Here is a 16276-nt window from a genome sequence, read left to right as displayed (position 1 = left end):
GTGAAACTTTGATACACTTTTTCGACTGCGAAACCCCGCCTTTTTAATGTATCGTTCATCGAGAAAAGGGTACCAGCATGGACGAAGCCGCACATATCGTGGTCGTTGACGATCACGGCGATATTCGAGATCTTGTTCAACAATATCTTGAACAGCAGGGTTACAAAGTCAGCGCCATGGAAGGCGGCGCTGCGCTGCGACGTCTTCTGGAAAAGCAGGTCGTCGACCTGATCGTCCTTGATGTGATGATGCCAGGTGAAGATGGACTCTCGGTCTGTCGGCATCTGCGTGCATCGAGCGGGACGCCCATAATTTTCCTGACCGCGATGGCGGACGACACGGACCGGATCATCGGACTGGAACTCGGTGCGGACGATTATCTGGTGAAGCCGTTCAATCCGAGGGAGCTGTTGGCCCGCATTCGGGCGGTATTGCGCAGATCCAGCAATACGCCTTTGCAGTTCACGGGAGCAAACCCGAAGAATGTCCGCGTCGGACCCTGGCGCGTCAATCTGGGGCGCCAGGAGATTTCCGGTGACGATGGCGTCGGAATTCCTCTCAGTTCAGCCGAGTTCCGTCTGTTGAAGGTTTTCATCGGGCGGCCGGGTCTTGTCCTGAGCCGGGAGCAGCTTCTCGATCTTACGGTCGGTCGAACCGCCGATATCTTCGATCGCAGCATCGACAATCAGGTCAGCCGCCTGAGAAAGAAGATCGAGGACAATCCCAAAAACCCGACGATCATCAAGACGCACTGGGGTGGCGGATACAGCCTTTCGGCAGAGGTATCCCTGGAATGATAAGAATCTGGACGAGAAGCCTTGCTGCGCAGTTCATCGGGTTCACGCTCGCGGCTTTGCTTATAGCCCAGGCCATAACATTCGTAATCTCGTGGAAAGAGCATTCGAAGGCGCTGGATGCGGCCGCAAAAAGCGAATTCTTCAGTCGCGCGCGCACGATGACCCTTCTCGTCAATGAGGCTGTTCCCCAGTTTCGGCAGCAGGTCCTTTCTGCCAGTGAAACCGGCGATTCGCGATTCTGGATCAGCGATAGCGACGCTGCAGACGCGCCCTCATGGCGAATGGAAGCAGTCAGGCAATATACCCGTCCGCTCGATAATTATATCGATCTCGTCCGGCTCTTCGAAGGTGGCACGGCAGTAGCACAAATACCCAGCGCCAAGAAGGTCGCATCTTCCAATCACGGCGAAGACTGGAAAACTCCGTATCAAGACATATGGGCGCTGCCCCAACCCGTCAAATATACCTACTTCGACGGAGCGCGTGGATACGGCATGGTCGTGAAACTGGATGACGGACGGTACTTGAATGCGGCCTTCTACATGAAACAGGATAGCTGGTGGACGTCGACATCCTTCAGCTCGCTTGCTCTCACCGCCGTCGTGCTCGCGATAATCGGTATCCTGATAGGAAATCGCATTGCCCATCCACTCAAGAGTCTGGCGAGAGCCGCGGAGGCACTGGGGCGCGGGGAGAACCTGCCTCCGTTGGAAGAGAAGGGACCCGAGGAAATTCGGCGGACGGCATCTGCCTTCAACCAGATGCAAGCGCGCCTGCACCGGTTCATCGATGACAGGACGAAGATGCTCGCGGCGATTGGTCATGACCTGCGCACTCCGCTGACCTCTCTCAGGCTGAGGACGGAGTTCGTCAAGGACGTGGAGATACAGCAAAAGATGCTGATGACGATCGAAGAGCTCCAGAGCATGACCGAGGCCGCGATCGCGTTTGCTCGAGGCGAATCGACAGAGGAAGAAACCCGTCCGATCCAGCTGGAGGCGTTGATCGGCAGCATATGCGACGATCAGGAGGAACTGGGCCGACCTGTAACCCTGATCCCTGCCGACAAGATCGCTTATCGGTGCCGGCCGGATGGGCTTAGACGTGCGATACGCAATGTCATCGAGAACGCAGTCCGATACGGTGATGAAGCCAAGGTACTCATTCTTCAAACGGCAAACAGCGTCGATATTGTCGTCGAGGATCGTGGCCCAGGCATCCCGGAAGAGATGAGAGAAAAGGTCTTTGCTCCCTTCTTCCGATTGGAGACATCCCGCAACAAGGAGACTGGCGGAATCGGGCTTGGCCTTGCGATTGCACGAGCAGTCGCTCGTCAACATGGCGGCGATATCATCTTCGTTTCCAAGGATGTCGGAATGCAGACGATTATTTCTCTGCCGCGTCACGACGAAGGCGAGGGCGGGCATGCCATCGACCCCAAGCGCTGGAGATTTGCGACGGCGGCAACGAGGTTCCGCCGCGGACGACAGGCAAGCCCAATCTCGTCCTGATCGATTTCTCGGCTCCTTGTTCCAAAGAGCCGAAGACGACAGCGCTTATCTGTTGTCCATATCCTGCACTGCGCCCCATCCTGAGGGCGGACAGGTTATTCGTCAGGACTCAACCTCCGATAGTTTCCACTTCGCTACCGCCGCCGCGACATCTCGTTACACTTGATTACAGTTCAAACCGCCCCGGGGACATTCCTGGGACAGGGTTGCGGTAGGCTTGCCTCAAGTCGAAACCGAGGTAGGCAACGCGCGACAGGCCCAGCCGTCGTGCCGATGAAGACCCAAGAAATAAGAGGTAACGTCATGGAAAATTACCGCGAGGATTATGTGAGCCGCGTGCAAAGCAGAGCTTACGGCGGTGTTCGCAAACTGCTTGTCGATGTACTGCTCCTGGCCTTGATCGTCGGGTTTGGCCTGGCGATGAATTCCCTGGTGGCCTGATCGACCGGAAACCGTCGGATGAGGCGCTCCGGAACGGCCGTGGTCTCTAGACCCCAGCAAGCGCTTTCCTATGGTGTCCGCGTCAGGTATTTGGTGTGGAACCGTACGTACCCGGCCTCGGTTTGCTTAAGGTGGCCTTTGATGAGTGCATGGAATTCCGGCAACCGATAGAATGGCACCCCTGGATATGCGTGATGCTCGGCATGGTATGGCATGTTCCACGCGAGCTTACGGACCAGCCATGTCGTCGTTGTCGTCCTGCTGTTCTCCAGCATGTTGGCGACATAGGGGCAACGACCATGCTCGGCAAGCAAGTAAAGGCGCAGGAAAGGCTGCCCCAATATTGCGGGTATGATCCAGACATAGATGAGGGCAGCCGTCTGCAGATATATGGACGTTCCAGTCACAACGGCGTAGCCGAGGATCATCATCTGTGCCTCGCGGCGGACCTTGTTGCGCCCCTTTGCCGGTACGAATGGTTCGCTGCCATATCCCATGGCATTTACTCCGAGCGTCTTCAACTGGCTGTACCAAACCTGAATCCCGCTTATGTGGACAAGATATTCCCGCACGGTTTCAGGCTTTGGTTCCGCTAGCTCTGGATCATTGTCCGGATCCTGAGTAAAGCGGTGATGAGCAAAATGAAAGTAGCGGAACCAGTCCGCCGGCAGGACAATCATGAAGCTGCACACCCGCGCGACAATGTCGCTCAGCCACTGCGTCCTGAAAGGCGTACGGTGCACAGATTCGTGTAGAAGGGTGAACAAGAACACGATCAAAATGCCCTGCGGCAGAACAAGCAAGGGCCACAAGGGCACACGCACGGCAATTAGCCAGCCGAGGACAATGATAGCGCCCCAATGTCCCGCCAGTTGAACAATACCCGCAATATTTGACCTGGCGGTCAGATGGTTGCGTTCCTCCGGCGTCAATGATGCGATAATGGTTCGGTGATCCATCGGACTTTCCCAGGTTGAACAGATCGAGAGATTGGACCCTACGCAACGAGGTGCCTTTTCCAAAACGACGTTTTATGCGATTATGATAAGATGAACTTATCTATTTCTCTCGTATGAGCGCCTTTTCTCTCCGTAGTTTAGAAGCCTTCGAGGCTGCGGCTCGCTGCGGCAGTTTCGTGGCGGCCGCGAAGGAGCTTTCGGTCTCGCCAGCCGCCATCAGCCAGCTTATTCGTGCGCTTGAGGACCAGGTGGCTCGAAAACTGTTTCACAGGATCAATCGGAGCGCCGTACTCACGGAAGCGGGCAGGGAAATTCTGCCGCGGCTGGCGATAGCCTTTGACGAATTAAGGAGTGTTTCTCGCGAATTGAGTGGTGGTGAACGACGACCCTCGCTGGTCGTGTCGGTACCACCGTCTGTCGCAATGGGCTGGCTTTCAACCCGGTTGCCAGACTTCATTGCGGTACATGGTTTGGTCGACATTTCACTCAGAGGTGAGGAGGATCCGGTCCCTTTCGAGCGTGATCTGATCGATATCCGGTTGTCCTATGGACGCTTTCATTATCGGGACCACGATTCGGAAGAGATTATGACAGATTCCGTCTATCCCGTCTGTTCACCAGGTTTCCTGGCCGAGCATGGATCATTGGACACGCCTGCGAGCCTGTTGACGGTGCCGCTCATCCATACGGATTGGGGACCTGCCGCGGCAAGTTTTCCGTCGTGGCGCAGTTGGTTTGATACGGCATTGGTAGTGCCGACTGGGGATGTACGCAAAGGCCTAACGACAAACTCGTCAAGGGCAGCCCTTGATCTAGCCCTGGGCGGACTGGGCGTAGCGTTAGCGCAAGGCATGTTTGCTGCGAGGCCAATCGAAGCCGGCACGCTTATCAAACCCGTCAATCACGCGCTTGAACTTGCTCAACCCTATTTCCTGACGATACCGCGACGGAGTGTCAAGAAGATGGTGGTGACGGCCTTCAAGGCATGGTTTTTGGAAGAATGTACGAGATCGATAAAATCGCCAGTGCTGCAATGAAAGGCACGAACTGCGAAACATCACATTGGCGTTGTCACGTTGGTTTTCCGTGGCAACGCGCTTCCCTCCGGCCACCAGATGGTACCAATTCTCCAGGACTATTGCCCGCCTTTTGCGGGCTTCGATCGGCGCTGACTTCACCCAATCGAATGATGCTGATGGGCACCTAGCCATCACTTCTCGATTACGGCCATTTATGATGGCGGACATAGTCGAGGAAGACCCGCATGGCCGCACTGGTGTGCCGCCGGCTCGGATAGTAGAGATACCAGCTCGGCAGTTCCTGCTTCCAGTCGCCGAGCAATTCGACGAGCCGACCCTGTTCGACGTCGGCGCGGGCATAATCCTCAAAAAGATGGGCAATGCCAGATCCCGCGCGGGCTGCCTGCAATTCCTGATGGGCCGAACTCAGCGTCAGCCGGCCTTTCGGCGTGATCTCCACCTCTTCACCGTTCTGCCCGAATCTCCACGTCGCCATGGTCCCGCCGGGGAAACGGCGACGGATGCAGTCATGCTGCAAGAGATCGCCCGGCACTTCTGGATGGCCGCGCCCGCGCAGATATTCGGGCGAGGCGACGATGGCGTAGCGCAGCGCAGGGCCGAGCGGCATGGCGATCATGTCCTGTGCAAGCTGGTTGCCAAAGCGCACGCCGGCGTCGAAACCCTGTTCGACAATATCGATGATGGCGGCATCGCTGATGATTTCGACATTGATGTCGGGGTAGATCTCCATGAAGGCGAAGGCGAGGGGGCACAGGATATGGTCGGCCGCCGGCCCCGGTGCATTGATGCGCACCGTGCCGGATGGGCGCTCGCGCAGCTGGTTCAGATCGTCGATCGCGGTCCGGATATCGTGGAGAGCGGGCCGCAGGCGCTCGAGCAACTGCTCACCGGCTTCAGTGGGCGCGACGCTGCGCGTTGTCCGGTTCAGCAGGCGGATGCCCAGCGCCTCCTCGAGAACGCTGATCGACTGGCTGACCGCCGACGACGATACGCCCCGTGAAAGCGCTGCGGCCCTGAAGCCGCCACGGCGCACCACATCCTCGAATATTTCCAGACTGTCCAGGCGTAGTGGCCGCATTGCAAAGCCTTGCTTAATAAGCTGATCTATTTTGATTAGCTTATCCGTACGACCGATCCGTGTCATCCCTTGTGAAGCCGCGCAACGCATCGTCCGCGGTGAGGCATCGGGACGGGATGAGGAACATGGTCGAGATCACGTTGAACCGCAGGAAGATCATGCTCACGGCCGCGTCGGCCGCAGCTGGGCTGGTCCTGCCAACCGGCGCGGCTCTAGGCCAAGCTGCTCCCACCGCCTCGCCCCCGATCAAGAGTGGAAATGCCGGCCATTATCATTTTCGCATCGGCGATATCTCCGCCACCGTCCTGAGCGACGGTTTGATCGGGGGCCCGCCGCGCGTCTATGCCAGCGATGCGCCGGAGTCGGAACTGCAGGATGTCCTGAGGCAGGCTTTCCTGCCCGCCGACCGCCTGACGCTGAACCTCAATACGCTTCTCATCGAGACGAATGGAAGGCGCATTTTGCTCGAAGCCGGTGCGGGGCAGACCATGGGCCCGCAAGGTGGCCGCATATTCGCCAACCTTGCCGCCATTGGCCTGCAGCCTGACGACATCGACATCGTGGTCGTTTCGCACACGCATCCGGATCATGTCGGCAATCTTCGCGCCCCGGATGGCGGCAGGGCATTCCGGCGGGCGATCGTGTTTGCACCGCGTGCCGATTGGGACTTCTTCGTCCGCAACGACCCCGACCTTTCCTATATGCCGGTGCCGCAGGATTTCCGCCGCGATTTCGCAGCGGCGATCAAGCGCAGCGTCGAACCGGTAACCAACGGCATCGAACTCTATGAACCCGGTGCGGAGATCGTTCCCGGCCTCGTCACGCTTCCGGCATTCGGCCATACGCCCGGCATGGCGAACTTCCTCGTCCAGTCCGGCAACGACCAGCTGCTGCTGACCGCTGATCTTGCCTATCATCCCATCGTCAATATCGACCGGCCATGGCTGCCGGGGCCGGATCGCGACAAGGATGCGGCCCTCGCATCCCGCCGCCGCATCTTCGATATGGCGGCGACGGACCGGCTTCTCGTCCTCGGCTTCCATTACCCGTTCCCCGGCCTCGGCCGAATGCTCAGGACGGATGCGTCCTATGCCTGGGTCCCGATCAACTGGCAGTTCTGACCGCTGAAATACCAAGCCATTCAAATCAACCGTCCCAGGAAAGAAGAAACATGAGCGAACAACAGGATTTCGGCGTCAGCCGACGCGGCTTCATCGGCGCTCTCGGGACCGGCGCCACCATGCTGGCCGCAACGCCGCTGCTTTCCACTGCGGCGCAAGCCCAGGGCGAGCCAGGCGCGTCCGTTGCGGCGGCTACGGCAACGGCACGGACACGGACCATACCGCGCACGGAACAGAAGCTTACCACGCTCGGCCTTGGCACCTTCCTGACCTTCGACGCCCGCCCGGGTGACGATCGTGGCCATCTCGGCGAGGTCTTCCGGCGCTACGTCGCCGGCGGAGGCCGGGTCGTCGATACATCGCCCCTCTACGGATCGGCAGAGGTCTCGGTCGGCGCGTTCCTGGCAGGAGCACCGGAGGCAGCCGACATCTTCGTCGCCAACAAGATCTGGTCGACCGGCGAATATCTCGGTGACGAGAGCCATGCGCTGGCGAGCTTCGAACAGTCGAGGCTGCGTATCTGGCGCGATTCGATCGACCTCATGCAGTGCCACAGCATTGTCAACGCGGCGGTCGTGATCCCGCTGATGCAGGCCTGGAAGAAGGAAGGCCGCATTCGCCATGTCGGCGTCACCCATCATGAAACCGGCGCGCAGGATCAGCTTGCCGAAATCGTCGAGCGCGACGGCGTCGATTTCATCCAGACGAACTACTCCATCTTCAACCGCGGCGCCGAGCGGCGTCTGTTGCCGGCGGCGGCGGACCGCGGTGTCGGCGTTCTCATCAATCTGCCGCTGGAGAAGGCGCGGCTGATGAAGGTGGTCGAAGGCCGCCCGTTGCCGGATTTTGCCCGGGAGTTCGAAGCGGTGACCTGGGCGCAGTTTTTCCTCAAATGGGTGATGGCGCATCCGGCAGTCACGACAGTGCTGTGCGGCACCTCGAACCCGGATCATGCGGAGGACAATGTGCAGGCCATGTATGGCGCCCTGCCGGATGAGCCCATGCGCCGGCGCATGGTGCAGCACATGGAGACGATCCCGGGCTTCGCCGATATAGGGCGTATGCCCTGGTATCCGGGCAAGGACGCCCAGTACCAGGGCCTGATCCGGTCGGCACAGGCAAGTGCTCGCGCCCGACTCGGCCAGTGAATGTCGAGGGGCTACCTCGACCAGAGATCGATTGGATCGAGGCAGGATCTCATGGCAATCCGCCAACAACGTTACAGCACCCCAGCCGCCCTGCGAGTTTTATCCTCACGGCGGTTATACTGTTCTTGAAAAACAGCATAACGCCGGGTGCGTGTTCAGCGGTACGGGCGAAGTCGCGGGTGCGTGATCCTGCCCTGCGGCCTGCTGCTCTTCATCCTCGCGAAGGTCTGCCCTCGTCAAAGGTCCGCCCTGGTCTTGCTGCCTGATAGCCCAGGGCGCGGCTGATATCGTGGGCGAAACTACGCACCATCAGGATCAGCAGTTCGCGGCGTTCAACAAACCGGGATGTCAAGGTGCCAAGGTTGAGGGCAGCGACAACATTTCCATCGCGATCTCGCACCGGCGCAGCGATGCCAGTGGATCCAGTGACGAATTCCTGATCGTTCACCGCATATCCGTCATTGCAGATACTCTTCAACAGCCTGCGCAACTGCTGAGGGTCCGTGACGGTGTGGCGGGTGTAGGTTAGCAGTTGCACACGTGAGAGGTAATCGTCGCGCACGTCCGGGTGTGCGTGGGCAAGCAGCAGGCGACCGGTGGCCGTGCAGTAGGGTGCGATCGCCGCGTCCATGTTCACATCATAGCGGATCGGCTGGTTGCTCACGCACTTGGCGAGCCTTCGAATCTCGCAATGAGCGTTCATGGTGGAAAGCAGGACGGTCTCGCCGGACCGGTCGCGCAGGCGCTCCATGAACGGGCGCGCGGTAACGACCAGTGGCTCCTCGTGCTGCCGGAAGGGAAAGCCATGGCTCGTCTCGATCAGGATGTAGCGGCCGCGGGTGTCCTGCGTGAGGTGGCCCCGCGCGGCGAGCGTCTGCAAGAGGCCGTGCGCGCTGGATTTCGGAAAGCCCAGGTCCCGGATGATCTGCGACAGCGTCACCGGTTCGCGCCGCCGCGAGAGATAGTCGAGAAGGTCGAGGATACGGCCGGCACTCTTCACTTCGGAGTTCATATATGTGAACAATACCTCGCTTGCTGACTAATTCTTGAGCTTGTAACACTTTTGGAGCAGAGGCGATACGCAGAGCGCCAGAAGACGAAGGTTACGAATGAGCGCCACCCAAGAGCACGATCAGCACCGGCCCTGGATGTGGGCGGAGGAAATCTGGCACCAGAAGATATTCAAGGCAAGAGCCGGACGATCTCTGAAGCCGGCGTCATGGAAGCACGGCGCCCGCATGGCTGTAGCGATCTCGTTTGACAGTGATCACGAGACCTTCGAGCTGAGGAATGGCGGCATCTCCATCAGCAGGCTGAGCCAGGGGCAATACGGTGCCCGCTGCGGCATGCCGCGCATATTGGCGCTTTTGGAAAAGTATGGCGTGCCTGCCTCCTTCTTCATGCCGGCAGTGTCGGCGATGATCAATCCTCGCGAGGTCGAGGCCGTCATTGCCGGCGGCCACGAGCTTGGAATGCACAGCTGGATCCACGAGTTCAACTCGCGGCTCGATCACGCAACCGAGCGGGATCTGGCGCTGAGGGCTGCCGATGTGCTGGAGAAGCTCTCGGGCGTCCGTCCGGTTGGCATGCGTACCGCATCCTGGGATTTCAGTCCCTACACGCTGGCGATCGCCCGAGAGATGGGCCTGCTCTACGATTCTTCGCTGATGGCCGACGACGAGCCCTATGAGTTGCTCGAAGATGGTGAGCCGACCGGCCTGGTGGAGATCCCTGTCGAGTGGATCCGCGACGATGCGCCCTATGTGGCGATGGACAGGATGACTGGTGCGCGCCCCTATGGCGGCCCTGGAATGGTCGCAGACATCCTGCAGCGCGAACTGGAGGTTGCCTGGGAGGAGGGCGGTCTCTTCCAGGTAACTCTGCATCCGCACCACGTGGGTCATCGCTCCCGCATTTTCATTCTGGAGGAAATCATACGGCTCGCGCAGTCGAAAAGCGATGTCTGGTTCTGCACCCATGCGGAGCTGGCCCGCTACTGCGCCCAAGAGTGCGGCCTTGTCGCTGGCGAACCTGCCAGATGACACTCGTTCCATGACGCTGGAATAATGAATAATGAGAGGGTGAAGACATGAAACCAGGACTAGCATTCATCGCGTCCCTCGCTTTGGCCCTGATGGCCTCGACGGCCATTGCCCAGACCAAGGAGACGCTGACTATCGACCTGCCGAACGATGTGGCAACGCTCGATCCGCATCTGCAATGGAATACCGACAGCTACACGGTGTATCGCAACATTTTCGACAATCTCCTGACCCGCGACAGCGGGGGCAAGATCGTCCCCCAGATCGCCACCGAATGGACCTATGAAAACGACACAACCATCACCTTCAAGATCCGCGCTGACGTGACCTTCCAGGACGGCTCGAAGTTGACGGCGGAAGATGTCGCCTTTTCGATCAATCGCATTATCGACCCGGCGCTCAAGAGCCCGCAATTGTCCCAGTTCGACCAGATCGCGACGGCGGAGGTTGTCGATCCGACGACGGTGAAAGTGACGACGAAGTCGCCATATCCTGCGCTGCTGGCCCAGCTCGTGAAGCTGTCGATCGTGCCCAAGGCCTATGTCGAGAAGGTCGGTGACCAGGACTTCAACCTCCATCCGGTCGGAAGCGGGCCCTACAAGATGGCCGATTGGAAGAAGGGCATCCAGACGGAGCTCGAGGCCTATGACAATTACTGGCGTGGCGAGCCGCCCTTCGAGAAGGTCGTATTCCGTGCCGTTCCGGACGTTTCGACGCGCATCGCCGATCTGAAAACCGGCAAGGCGGATCTCATCCGCGACGTGCCACCGGACCAGGCATCCACCATCGAGAGCGACAGCACCAAGCTTCTGACGGGTGAGACCGAACGCGTCGGCTATCTTTACCTGAATGCCGAGGCGGGCCCGACCAAGGACGTGCGCGTGCGCCAGGCAATTGCGTATGCGATCGACAAGCAGGGCCTCGTGGATGCCTTGCTGGAGGGCTACGGCAAGCCCATCAACGTCGTCGGCGCCGAGCCCATCTTCGGTTACACGGAGGCTGTCGAAGGCTATCCTTATGATCCGCAGAAGGCAGCCGAACTCGTCAAGGCAGCCGGTGCGGAAGGGGCAACTGTCGAGTTCTTGACCTCACCGTCCTATCCGCGCGCGCTCGTGGAAGCCATCCAGCAGATGGTAAACGAAGTCGGCCTGAACGTTACGATCTCCTCAAGCGACCAGGCCACCTTCCTGAAGCGTCGCCAGGGCGATGCAGAGAATGCCGGCGGAATGGCCTTCGGCGCCTGGTCATGCGCCTGCCAGGATGCGGACGGCATCATCTTTCCGCTTTTCCGCAGCGGCAGCATCTGGGCGAAGTACAAGAACGAGAAGTACGACGCGCTGGTGGACCAGGCGCGCGCCATCCTCGACGAGGGAAAGCGCAAGGAGCTATATACCCAAGCTTATGAGGTTCTGCGCGAGGACGTCCCGGGTCTCGGCCTCTATCAGGTCTATGCGCTCTATGGCGCAGCCAAGAACCTGCAATGGACGCCGTCTGCCAATGAAGCCATGTTCGTCATGGACATGAGTTGGCAGCATTGAGGGCGAGGGCGGGATCGTGTTGAACTACACCGTCCAGAGGTTGATACAGGCACTCGTTGCAATCTTCGGCGTGCTCACGATCGTCTTCGTCATCATGCATCTTTCCGGGGATCCGACGCTTCTCCTGGTCCCCCAGGACGCTTCGGCCGAAATGATCGCCGAGCTGCGGCATCAGCTCGGGTTCGATCGGCCGATCTGGGTTCAATATATCGACTATCTCCATGGACTGACGCAGCTGGACTTCGGCATGTCCGTCGTCCAGCGCGTGCCCGCCCTCGACATCGTTGCCTCGCGCTTACCCTATACGATTCAGCTGGCCGCCGGGGCGCTGATGGTGGCGATCGGCATCGGCATTCCGTCCGGCATCATCATGGCCACCATGCGCGGCAGCGCCATCGAGCGCATTCTTGCCGCCATCGTCGTGACGGGACAGAGCGTGCCGACATTCCTCTCGGCCATCCTGCTGATCTTCATTTTCGGCGTCACCCTGCGCTGGTTGCCGACCTCCGGAGCGAGCGAGCTTCGTGCGATGATCATGCCGTCGATCGCACTGGGGGCGCTCTCGATGTCCACCTTTGCCCGGATGTCACGGATTGCCATCATCGACGAACTGGGTAAGGACTACGTCCGGGCGGGACTTGCCCGGGGGCTGTCGCTTGGCCAGACTGTCTTCCGCCACGTCCTGCGCAACGCTTCGATCCCGGTCATCACCATCGCCGCGCTGGAGATCGGCAATCTGCTTGCCGGCGCCGTGATCATAGAGACCGTCTTTGCCTGGCCGGGGATCGGGCAACTCGCCATTCAATCGATCCAGTCGCGCGACTTCCTGGTGGTCCAGGTAATCGTGCTGCTGATTTCATTCGTCTATGTGCTGACCAGCGTACTGGCCGACCTCGTCTACGTGGTGGTTGATCCGCGCATCCGCCTGGTAAGGTAAGGATATCATCGTGACCGCAAGCGCCCATGCCATCCGCCAGCGCCTTCGCCGTGTCCCACCCTCGGTGATCGTCGTTTCCGTCTTGCTGGCGGCAATCGTCCTCCTGGCGGTTTTTGCGCCGCTCGTGGCCCCTGCCGACCCCAACAACCAGACACTGCTGGCCCGCCTGAAGGCGCCGGGATTCACCTATCGGGGTGTCACCTATTGGGTGGGAACGGATGACCTTGGCCGCGACCTTCTTTCTCGGACTGTTTACGGCGCCAGGGTTTCTCTGGGAGTAGCAGCCCTCTCGGTCATCGTATCGACCATGGTTGGCGTCTCGCTCGGCATGCTCGCCGGCTGGTTCCGCGGCTGGACCGAAACGATCATCATGCGTCTCGTTGACATCATGATGTCAATCCCGGCCATCCTGCTGGCCGTCCTGACGGTTGCCGTGCTCGGCCCAGGTTTCCTGAAGCTCGTCCTCGTCCTCGGACTGACCCGCTGGCCACGCTATACCCGCGTCGCCTATGCCCAGACGCTGCAGGTGTCGAACCTCCCCTTCATCAAGGCGTCGGAACTGGCCGGGGCGGGGGCCGTCCGCATCCTGTTCCATCATGTCCTGCCCAACATCGCCGGCCCGATCCTGATCGTGGCAACCGCGGAGTTCGGCCTGATGATCCTGATGGAATCAGGTCTCTCCTTCCTCGGGCTCGGCATTCAGCCGCCGTCGGCCAGTTGGGGCTCGATCATGAGCGTCGGCCGCCAGTATCTCGAACGCGCGTGGTGGATCGTTGCCGTCCCGGGCGTTTGCCTCTTCCTTCTCGTCTTTTCCGTAAATGTGCTCGGTGACTGGCTGCGCGACCAGCTCGACCCGCGCTCCCGTTCCCGCTGAGGTTACCCCATGGAATTCCAAGATAAAACAATGGTCATCACGGGTGCCGCCGGCATCTTTGGCAGCTGGACCTCGGCCTATTTCGCCAAGCGCGGCGCCCGGCTCTGCCTCAGCGACATCCGCATGGACGCGCTCGAGAAGGTGGCGGCGGATCTCAATCTCAATCCCGCCACCACCCTGCTGCATGCCACGGAACTGACGAGCGATGTATCAATGCTCGACCTTGTCGAACTGGTGCGGCGCGAATGGAAGGCGCCGGACATCCTCGTCAACAATGCAGGCATCTACACCCGGTTCAGCCTGCTCGATATGGAATTTGCCGACTGGGATCGCGTCTTCGGCGTAAACCTGCGGGCGCCCTTCGTACTCACGCGCGAGATGGCAAAGCTGATGATCGCCGAGGGCAAGCAGGGATCGGTGGTCAACATCTCTTCCGGCGCTGCCCGCAAGATGAACCAGAACTCGGTGCCCTACTGCACCTCCAAGACCGCCATCGAGCGTCTGTCCAAGGGGTTTGCGATGGAACTTGCCCATCATGGAATCCGCGTCAATGTCGTGGAGCCGGGCTTTGCGCCGGGCAGCGAGGTTTCGGCCCTCGACGAGGCCTATGTCGAGAACATGCTGAAGAACATTCCACTGGGACGCTCCAGCGGTCCGGACGATGCGCCAAGTGCGATTGCCTATCTCTGTTCCGGGCAGGCGGCGTTCATTACCGGCGCCGTGCTCAGCGTCGACGGCGGCAATTCGATTGGGAATTACAAGCGCCCCGAACCGGTCCCACCGGCACGCGCAGGCTAGAGGAGCGCCGGATGGAGATACACCCGCGCCCATTGCTTTCCGTGGAGGGTTTGACGGTCGAGATCGCCGGAGCCAATGTCGTCGACGGAATATCGTTCTCCGTCGCACCGGGAAAGGTGATGGCCCTGGTCGGGGAATCCGGCTGCGGCAAATCGTTGACGTGCTATGCCATGCTCGGCTTGTTGCCGCCCGCAGCGCGGCGTTCCGGCGGCCACATCCGTCTCGACGATCGTGACCTTACGGCATTGTCGCAGCGTGACATGCGCAAGACACGGGGCAAAGACATCTCGATCATCTTCCAGGAGCCGAGCGCATCGCTCGATCCGCTGACGACGGTGGGTGCCCAGATCGCCGCCGCCTATAGGACGCATCACAACGTGCCCCGCGCCGAGGCCCATGCTCGGGCGCGCCGGATGCTTGCCGATGTCGGCATTCCCGATCCCGACCGGCGGTTCCACCAGTATCCATTCGAACTGTCGGGGGGCATGTGCCAGCGCATAATGATCTCGATCGCGCTGATCTGCAGTCCGCGCGTACTGGTGGCCGACGAGCCGACCACGGCGCTTGACGTGACCATCCAGGCCCAGATCCTCGACCTGATGAAGAAGCTCGTCGCCGAACGCGGCACCTCGATCGTCATCATCACCCACGACATGGGCGTTGTCGCCGATATCGCCGACGATGTGGCGGTCATGTATGCCGGACGCATCGCCGAGATTGCTCCCGTCCAGACACTCTTCGAGAAGCCCCAGCACCCATACACGGCGCTTCTGCTCGCCAGCATCCCCAAGCTCAGCGACGCGCCGAAGGCGGACCTTGCGACGATCGAGGGGAGGGTGCCCACGCCGAACGAGTTCGGGGCCGGCTGCCGCTTCGCTGACCGCTGTCCGCTGGCGACCGAAAAATGTCGTGCCGAACAGCCGCCATTGTTCGATCGCGGCGGCGGACACCGCTCCGCCTGCTGGCACATCGACCGCATGGCCGAAATCCGTGAGGTAGCCGCATGATCGATAACCTGCAGATTGTTCTCGAGTTGAAAGATGTGGCCGTGCATTTCGGTGGCCGCGCCGGGCTCCTCGGTTCCTCGGGGGCGGTCGTCAAGGCCGTCAACGGCGTTGATCTGGAGATCAGAAAGGCGGAAACTGTAGCCCTTGTCGGCGAATCGGGCTGTGGCAAGTCAACGCTTTCCAACACGATCGTCGGACTCCAGGCCCCGGTTTCCGGCAGCGTGAAGATTGGCGGAGACGAAGTGGTCGGGGCTGATCGCCGCAAGCTCAACGACATTCGCCGAAAGGTGCAGATGATCTTCCAGGACCCTGCTCTTTCGTTGAATCCGCGCTCGACCATCGGGGCGACCATCGCCGAACCGCTCATCGTGCGCGGCATAGCCAGGGGCAAGGCGCTGAAAGACCGCGTGGCGGAGTTGCTGACGCAGGTTGGCCTGAGACCAGAACATGCCGACCGCTATCCCCACCAGTTCTCCGGCGGTCAGCGTCAGCGGGTCGTGATCGCCCGCGCCCTTGCCCTGGAGCCGGATCTCCTGATCTGCGACGAGCCGGTCTCGGCGCTCGACGTCTCGGTGCGGGCGCAGATCCTCAACCTGCTCGTCGCGCTGCAACAGCGCATGGGCGTCGCCTACCTCTTCGTCTCGCACGACCTGAGTGTCGTGCGGCACATCTGCGACCGGGTGGTGGTGATGTATCTCGGTCGCTTCGTGGAGATGGCAGATCGGGACACCTTCTTCGCAAATCCCAAGCATCCATACACCCGGGCGCTGATGTCGGCTGTACCTGAGGCTGATCCGATAGCTCAGCGGAGCAAGCAGCGCTTCATCCTGCAGGGAGAGCTGCCGAGCCCGGCAAACATCCCCTCCGGCTGCGCCTTTCATACGCGTTGCCCGCTGGCGACCGAAATCTGTTCGAAAGTCCGCCCCGAGCTGACGCCGCGTCCTGACGGTGCAAGTGTCGCCTGCCATCATGTTTGAAAATGCCG

The 16276-nt window shown here is 60.3% G+C and carries 16 protein-coding genes; 13 read left to right on the top strand and 3 right to left on the bottom strand.

Features of this window, described 5'->3' with window-relative positions:
• Positions 1-77 precede the first annotated feature (77 nt).
• The 3 genes from M8997_RS17505 (at position 78) to M8997_RS17495 (ending at position 2749) form a co-directional block, all read left to right on the top strand.
• Positions 78-797 carry a response regulator gene (locus tag M8997_RS17505; protein WP_250015502.1) on the top strand — a complete coding sequence of 240 codons (720 nt, stop codon included), beginning with the start codon at positions 78-80 and terminating at the stop codon, positions 795-797.
• On the top strand, positions 794-2308 hold the full coding sequence (locus M8997_RS17500) for an ATP-binding protein (RefSeq protein WP_250015501.1): 1515 nt from the start codon (positions 794-796) through the stop codon (positions 2306-2308). Before M8997_RS17505 ends, M8997_RS17500 begins: the two co-directional genes overlap by 4 nt.
• 303 nt (positions 2309-2611) lie before the next feature.
• Positions 2612-2749, top strand: coding sequence for a hypothetical protein (locus tag M8997_RS17495; RefSeq protein WP_250015500.1), 138 nt, complete (start codon positions 2612-2614; stop codon positions 2747-2749).
• Between the two features lie 68 nt (positions 2750-2817).
• Here the strand turns inward: M8997_RS17495 and M8997_RS17490 are convergent, their stop codons facing one another.
• A complete protein-coding gene (locus tag M8997_RS17490) occupies positions 2818-3708 on the bottom strand; it encodes a fatty acid desaturase family protein (protein ID WP_250015499.1) in 891 nt (296 codons plus the stop codon).
• Between the two features lie 113 nt (positions 3709-3821).
• Here M8997_RS17490 and M8997_RS17485 point away from each other — a divergent pair, with 113 nt between their 5' ends.
• On the top strand, positions 3822-4745 hold the full coding sequence (locus M8997_RS17485; RefSeq protein ID WP_250015497.1) for a LysR substrate-binding domain-containing protein: 924 nt from the start codon (positions 3822-3824) through the stop codon (positions 4743-4745).
• 184 nt (positions 4746-4929) lie between these two features.
• Here M8997_RS17485 and M8997_RS17480 read toward each other — a convergent pair whose 3' ends face one another.
• On the bottom strand, positions 4930-5892 hold the full coding sequence (locus tag M8997_RS17480) for a LysR family transcriptional regulator (protein ID WP_371929596.1): 963 nt from the start codon (positions 5890-5892) through the stop codon (positions 4930-4932).
• A gap of 92 nt (positions 5893-5984) precedes the next feature.
• On the opposite strand from M8997_RS17480, the gene M8997_RS17475 reads away from it, so the two are divergent.
• Complete coding sequence (locus tag M8997_RS17475) at positions 5985-6947, top strand: MBL fold metallo-hydrolase (RefSeq protein WP_250016032.1); 963 nt, start codon at positions 5985-5987, stop codon at positions 6945-6947.
• A gap of 50 nt (positions 6948-6997) precedes the next feature.
• Positions 6998-8095 (top strand): aldo/keto reductase, encoded by a 1098-nt coding sequence (locus M8997_RS17470; protein ID WP_250015493.1) that lies wholly within the window; start codon positions 6998-7000, stop codon positions 8093-8095.
• A 211-nt stretch (positions 8096-8306) separates the two neighbouring features.
• On the opposite strand, the gene M8997_RS17465 is transcribed toward M8997_RS17470, so the two are convergent.
• A complete protein-coding gene (locus tag M8997_RS17465; protein ID WP_250015491.1) occupies positions 8307-9107 on the bottom strand; it encodes an IclR family transcriptional regulator in 801 nt (266 codons plus the stop codon).
• Positions 9108-9204: 97 nt separating this feature from the next.
• On the opposite strand from M8997_RS17465, the gene M8997_RS17460 reads away from it, so the two are divergent.
• From M8997_RS17460 to M8997_RS17430, 7 genes are read left to right on the top strand one after another with little or no spacing between them, the layout of a single operon-like run.
• Positions 9205-10137: a polysaccharide deacetylase gene (locus M8997_RS17460; RefSeq protein WP_250015489.1), complete on the top strand. Its 933-nt coding sequence runs from the start codon at positions 9205-9207 to the stop codon at positions 10135-10137.
• 47 nt (positions 10138-10184) lie between these two features.
• Entirely contained in the window at positions 10185-11675 is a 1491-nt protein-coding gene (locus M8997_RS17455) for an ABC transporter substrate-binding protein (protein WP_250015487.1), read from the top strand.
• A gap of 16 nt (positions 11676-11691) precedes the next feature.
• Positions 11692-12612, top strand: a complete 921-nt coding sequence (locus M8997_RS17450) for an ABC transporter permease subunit (RefSeq protein ID WP_250015485.1) — start codon at positions 11692-11694, stop codon at positions 12610-12612.
• Between the two features lie 10 nt (positions 12613-12622).
• Positions 12623-13486: an ABC transporter permease gene (locus M8997_RS17445; protein ID WP_250015483.1), complete on the top strand. Its 864-nt coding sequence runs from the start codon at positions 12623-12625 to the stop codon at positions 13484-13486.
• 9 nt (positions 13487-13495) lie between these two features.
• A complete protein-coding gene (locus M8997_RS17440; RefSeq protein WP_250015482.1) occupies positions 13496-14284 on the top strand; it encodes an SDR family NAD(P)-dependent oxidoreductase in 789 nt (262 codons plus the stop codon).
• A gap of 11 nt (positions 14285-14295) precedes the next feature.
• The gene (locus M8997_RS17435) at positions 14296-15291 is read left to right on the top strand and encodes an ABC transporter ATP-binding protein (protein WP_250015481.1); all 996 of its coding nucleotides are present in this window, start codon (positions 14296-14298) and stop codon (positions 15289-15291) included.
• Positions 15288-16268: an ABC transporter ATP-binding protein gene (locus M8997_RS17430; protein WP_250015480.1), complete on the top strand. Its 981-nt coding sequence runs from the start codon at positions 15288-15290 to the stop codon at positions 16266-16268. Before M8997_RS17435 ends, M8997_RS17430 begins: the two co-directional genes overlap by 4 nt.
• Positions 16269-16276: the final 8 nt, after the last annotated feature.

It is taken from the genome of Phyllobacterium sp. 21LDTY02-6 (assembly GCF_023554255.2).
Lineage (GTDB): Bacteria > Pseudomonadota > Alphaproteobacteria > Rhizobiales > Rhizobiaceae > Phyllobacterium.
The sequence above is the reverse complement of the archived record's forward strand: the minus strand, read 5'-3'. Positions and strand labels throughout refer to the sequence as shown.

Excerpts from the sequence above, each read along its gene's own strand:
- M8997_RS17505 (WP_250015502.1), top strand. The coding sequence starts at position 78 with ATGGACGAAGCCGCACATATCGTGGTCGTTGACGATCACGGCGATATT.
- M8997_RS17500 (WP_250015501.1), top strand. The coding sequence starts at position 794 with ATGATAAGAATCTGGACGAGAAGCCTTGCTGCGCAGTTCATCGGGTTC.
- M8997_RS17495 (WP_250015500.1), top strand. The coding sequence starts at position 2,612 with ATGGAAAATTACCGCGAGGATTATGTGAGCCGCGTGCAAAGCAGAGCT.
- M8997_RS17490 (WP_250015499.1), bottom strand. The coding sequence starts at position 3,708 with ATGGATCACCGAACCATTATCGCATCATTGACGCCGGAGGAACGCAAC.
- M8997_RS17485 (WP_250015497.1), top strand. The coding sequence starts at position 3,822 with ATGAGCGCCTTTTCTCTCCGTAGTTTAGAAGCCTTCGAGGCTGCGGCT.
- M8997_RS17480 (WP_371929596.1), bottom strand. The coding sequence starts at position 5,892 with ATGACACGGATCGGTCGTACGGATAAGCTAATCAAAATAGATCAGCTT.
- M8997_RS17475 (WP_250016032.1), top strand. The coding sequence starts at position 5,985 with ATGCTCACGGCCGCGTCGGCCGCAGCTGGGCTGGTCCTGCCAACCGGC.
- M8997_RS17470 (WP_250015493.1), top strand. The coding sequence starts at position 6,998 with ATGAGCGAACAACAGGATTTCGGCGTCAGCCGACGCGGCTTCATCGGC.
- M8997_RS17465 (WP_250015491.1), bottom strand. The coding sequence starts at position 9,107 with ATGAACTCCGAAGTGAAGAGTGCCGGCCGTATCCTCGACCTTCTCGAC.
- M8997_RS17460 (WP_250015489.1), top strand. The coding sequence starts at position 9,205 with ATGAGCGCCACCCAAGAGCACGATCAGCACCGGCCCTGGATGTGGGCG.
- M8997_RS17455 (WP_250015487.1), top strand. The coding sequence starts at position 10,185 with ATGAAACCAGGACTAGCATTCATCGCGTCCCTCGCTTTGGCCCTGATG.
- M8997_RS17440 (WP_250015482.1), top strand. The coding sequence starts at position 13,496 with ATGGAATTCCAAGATAAAACAATGGTCATCACGGGTGCCGCCGGCATC.
- M8997_RS17435 (WP_250015481.1), top strand. The coding sequence starts at position 14,296 with ATGGAGATACACCCGCGCCCATTGCTTTCCGTGGAGGGTTTGACGGTC.
- M8997_RS17430 (WP_250015480.1), top strand. The coding sequence starts at position 15,288 with ATGATCGATAACCTGCAGATTGTTCTCGAGTTGAAAGATGTGGCCGTG.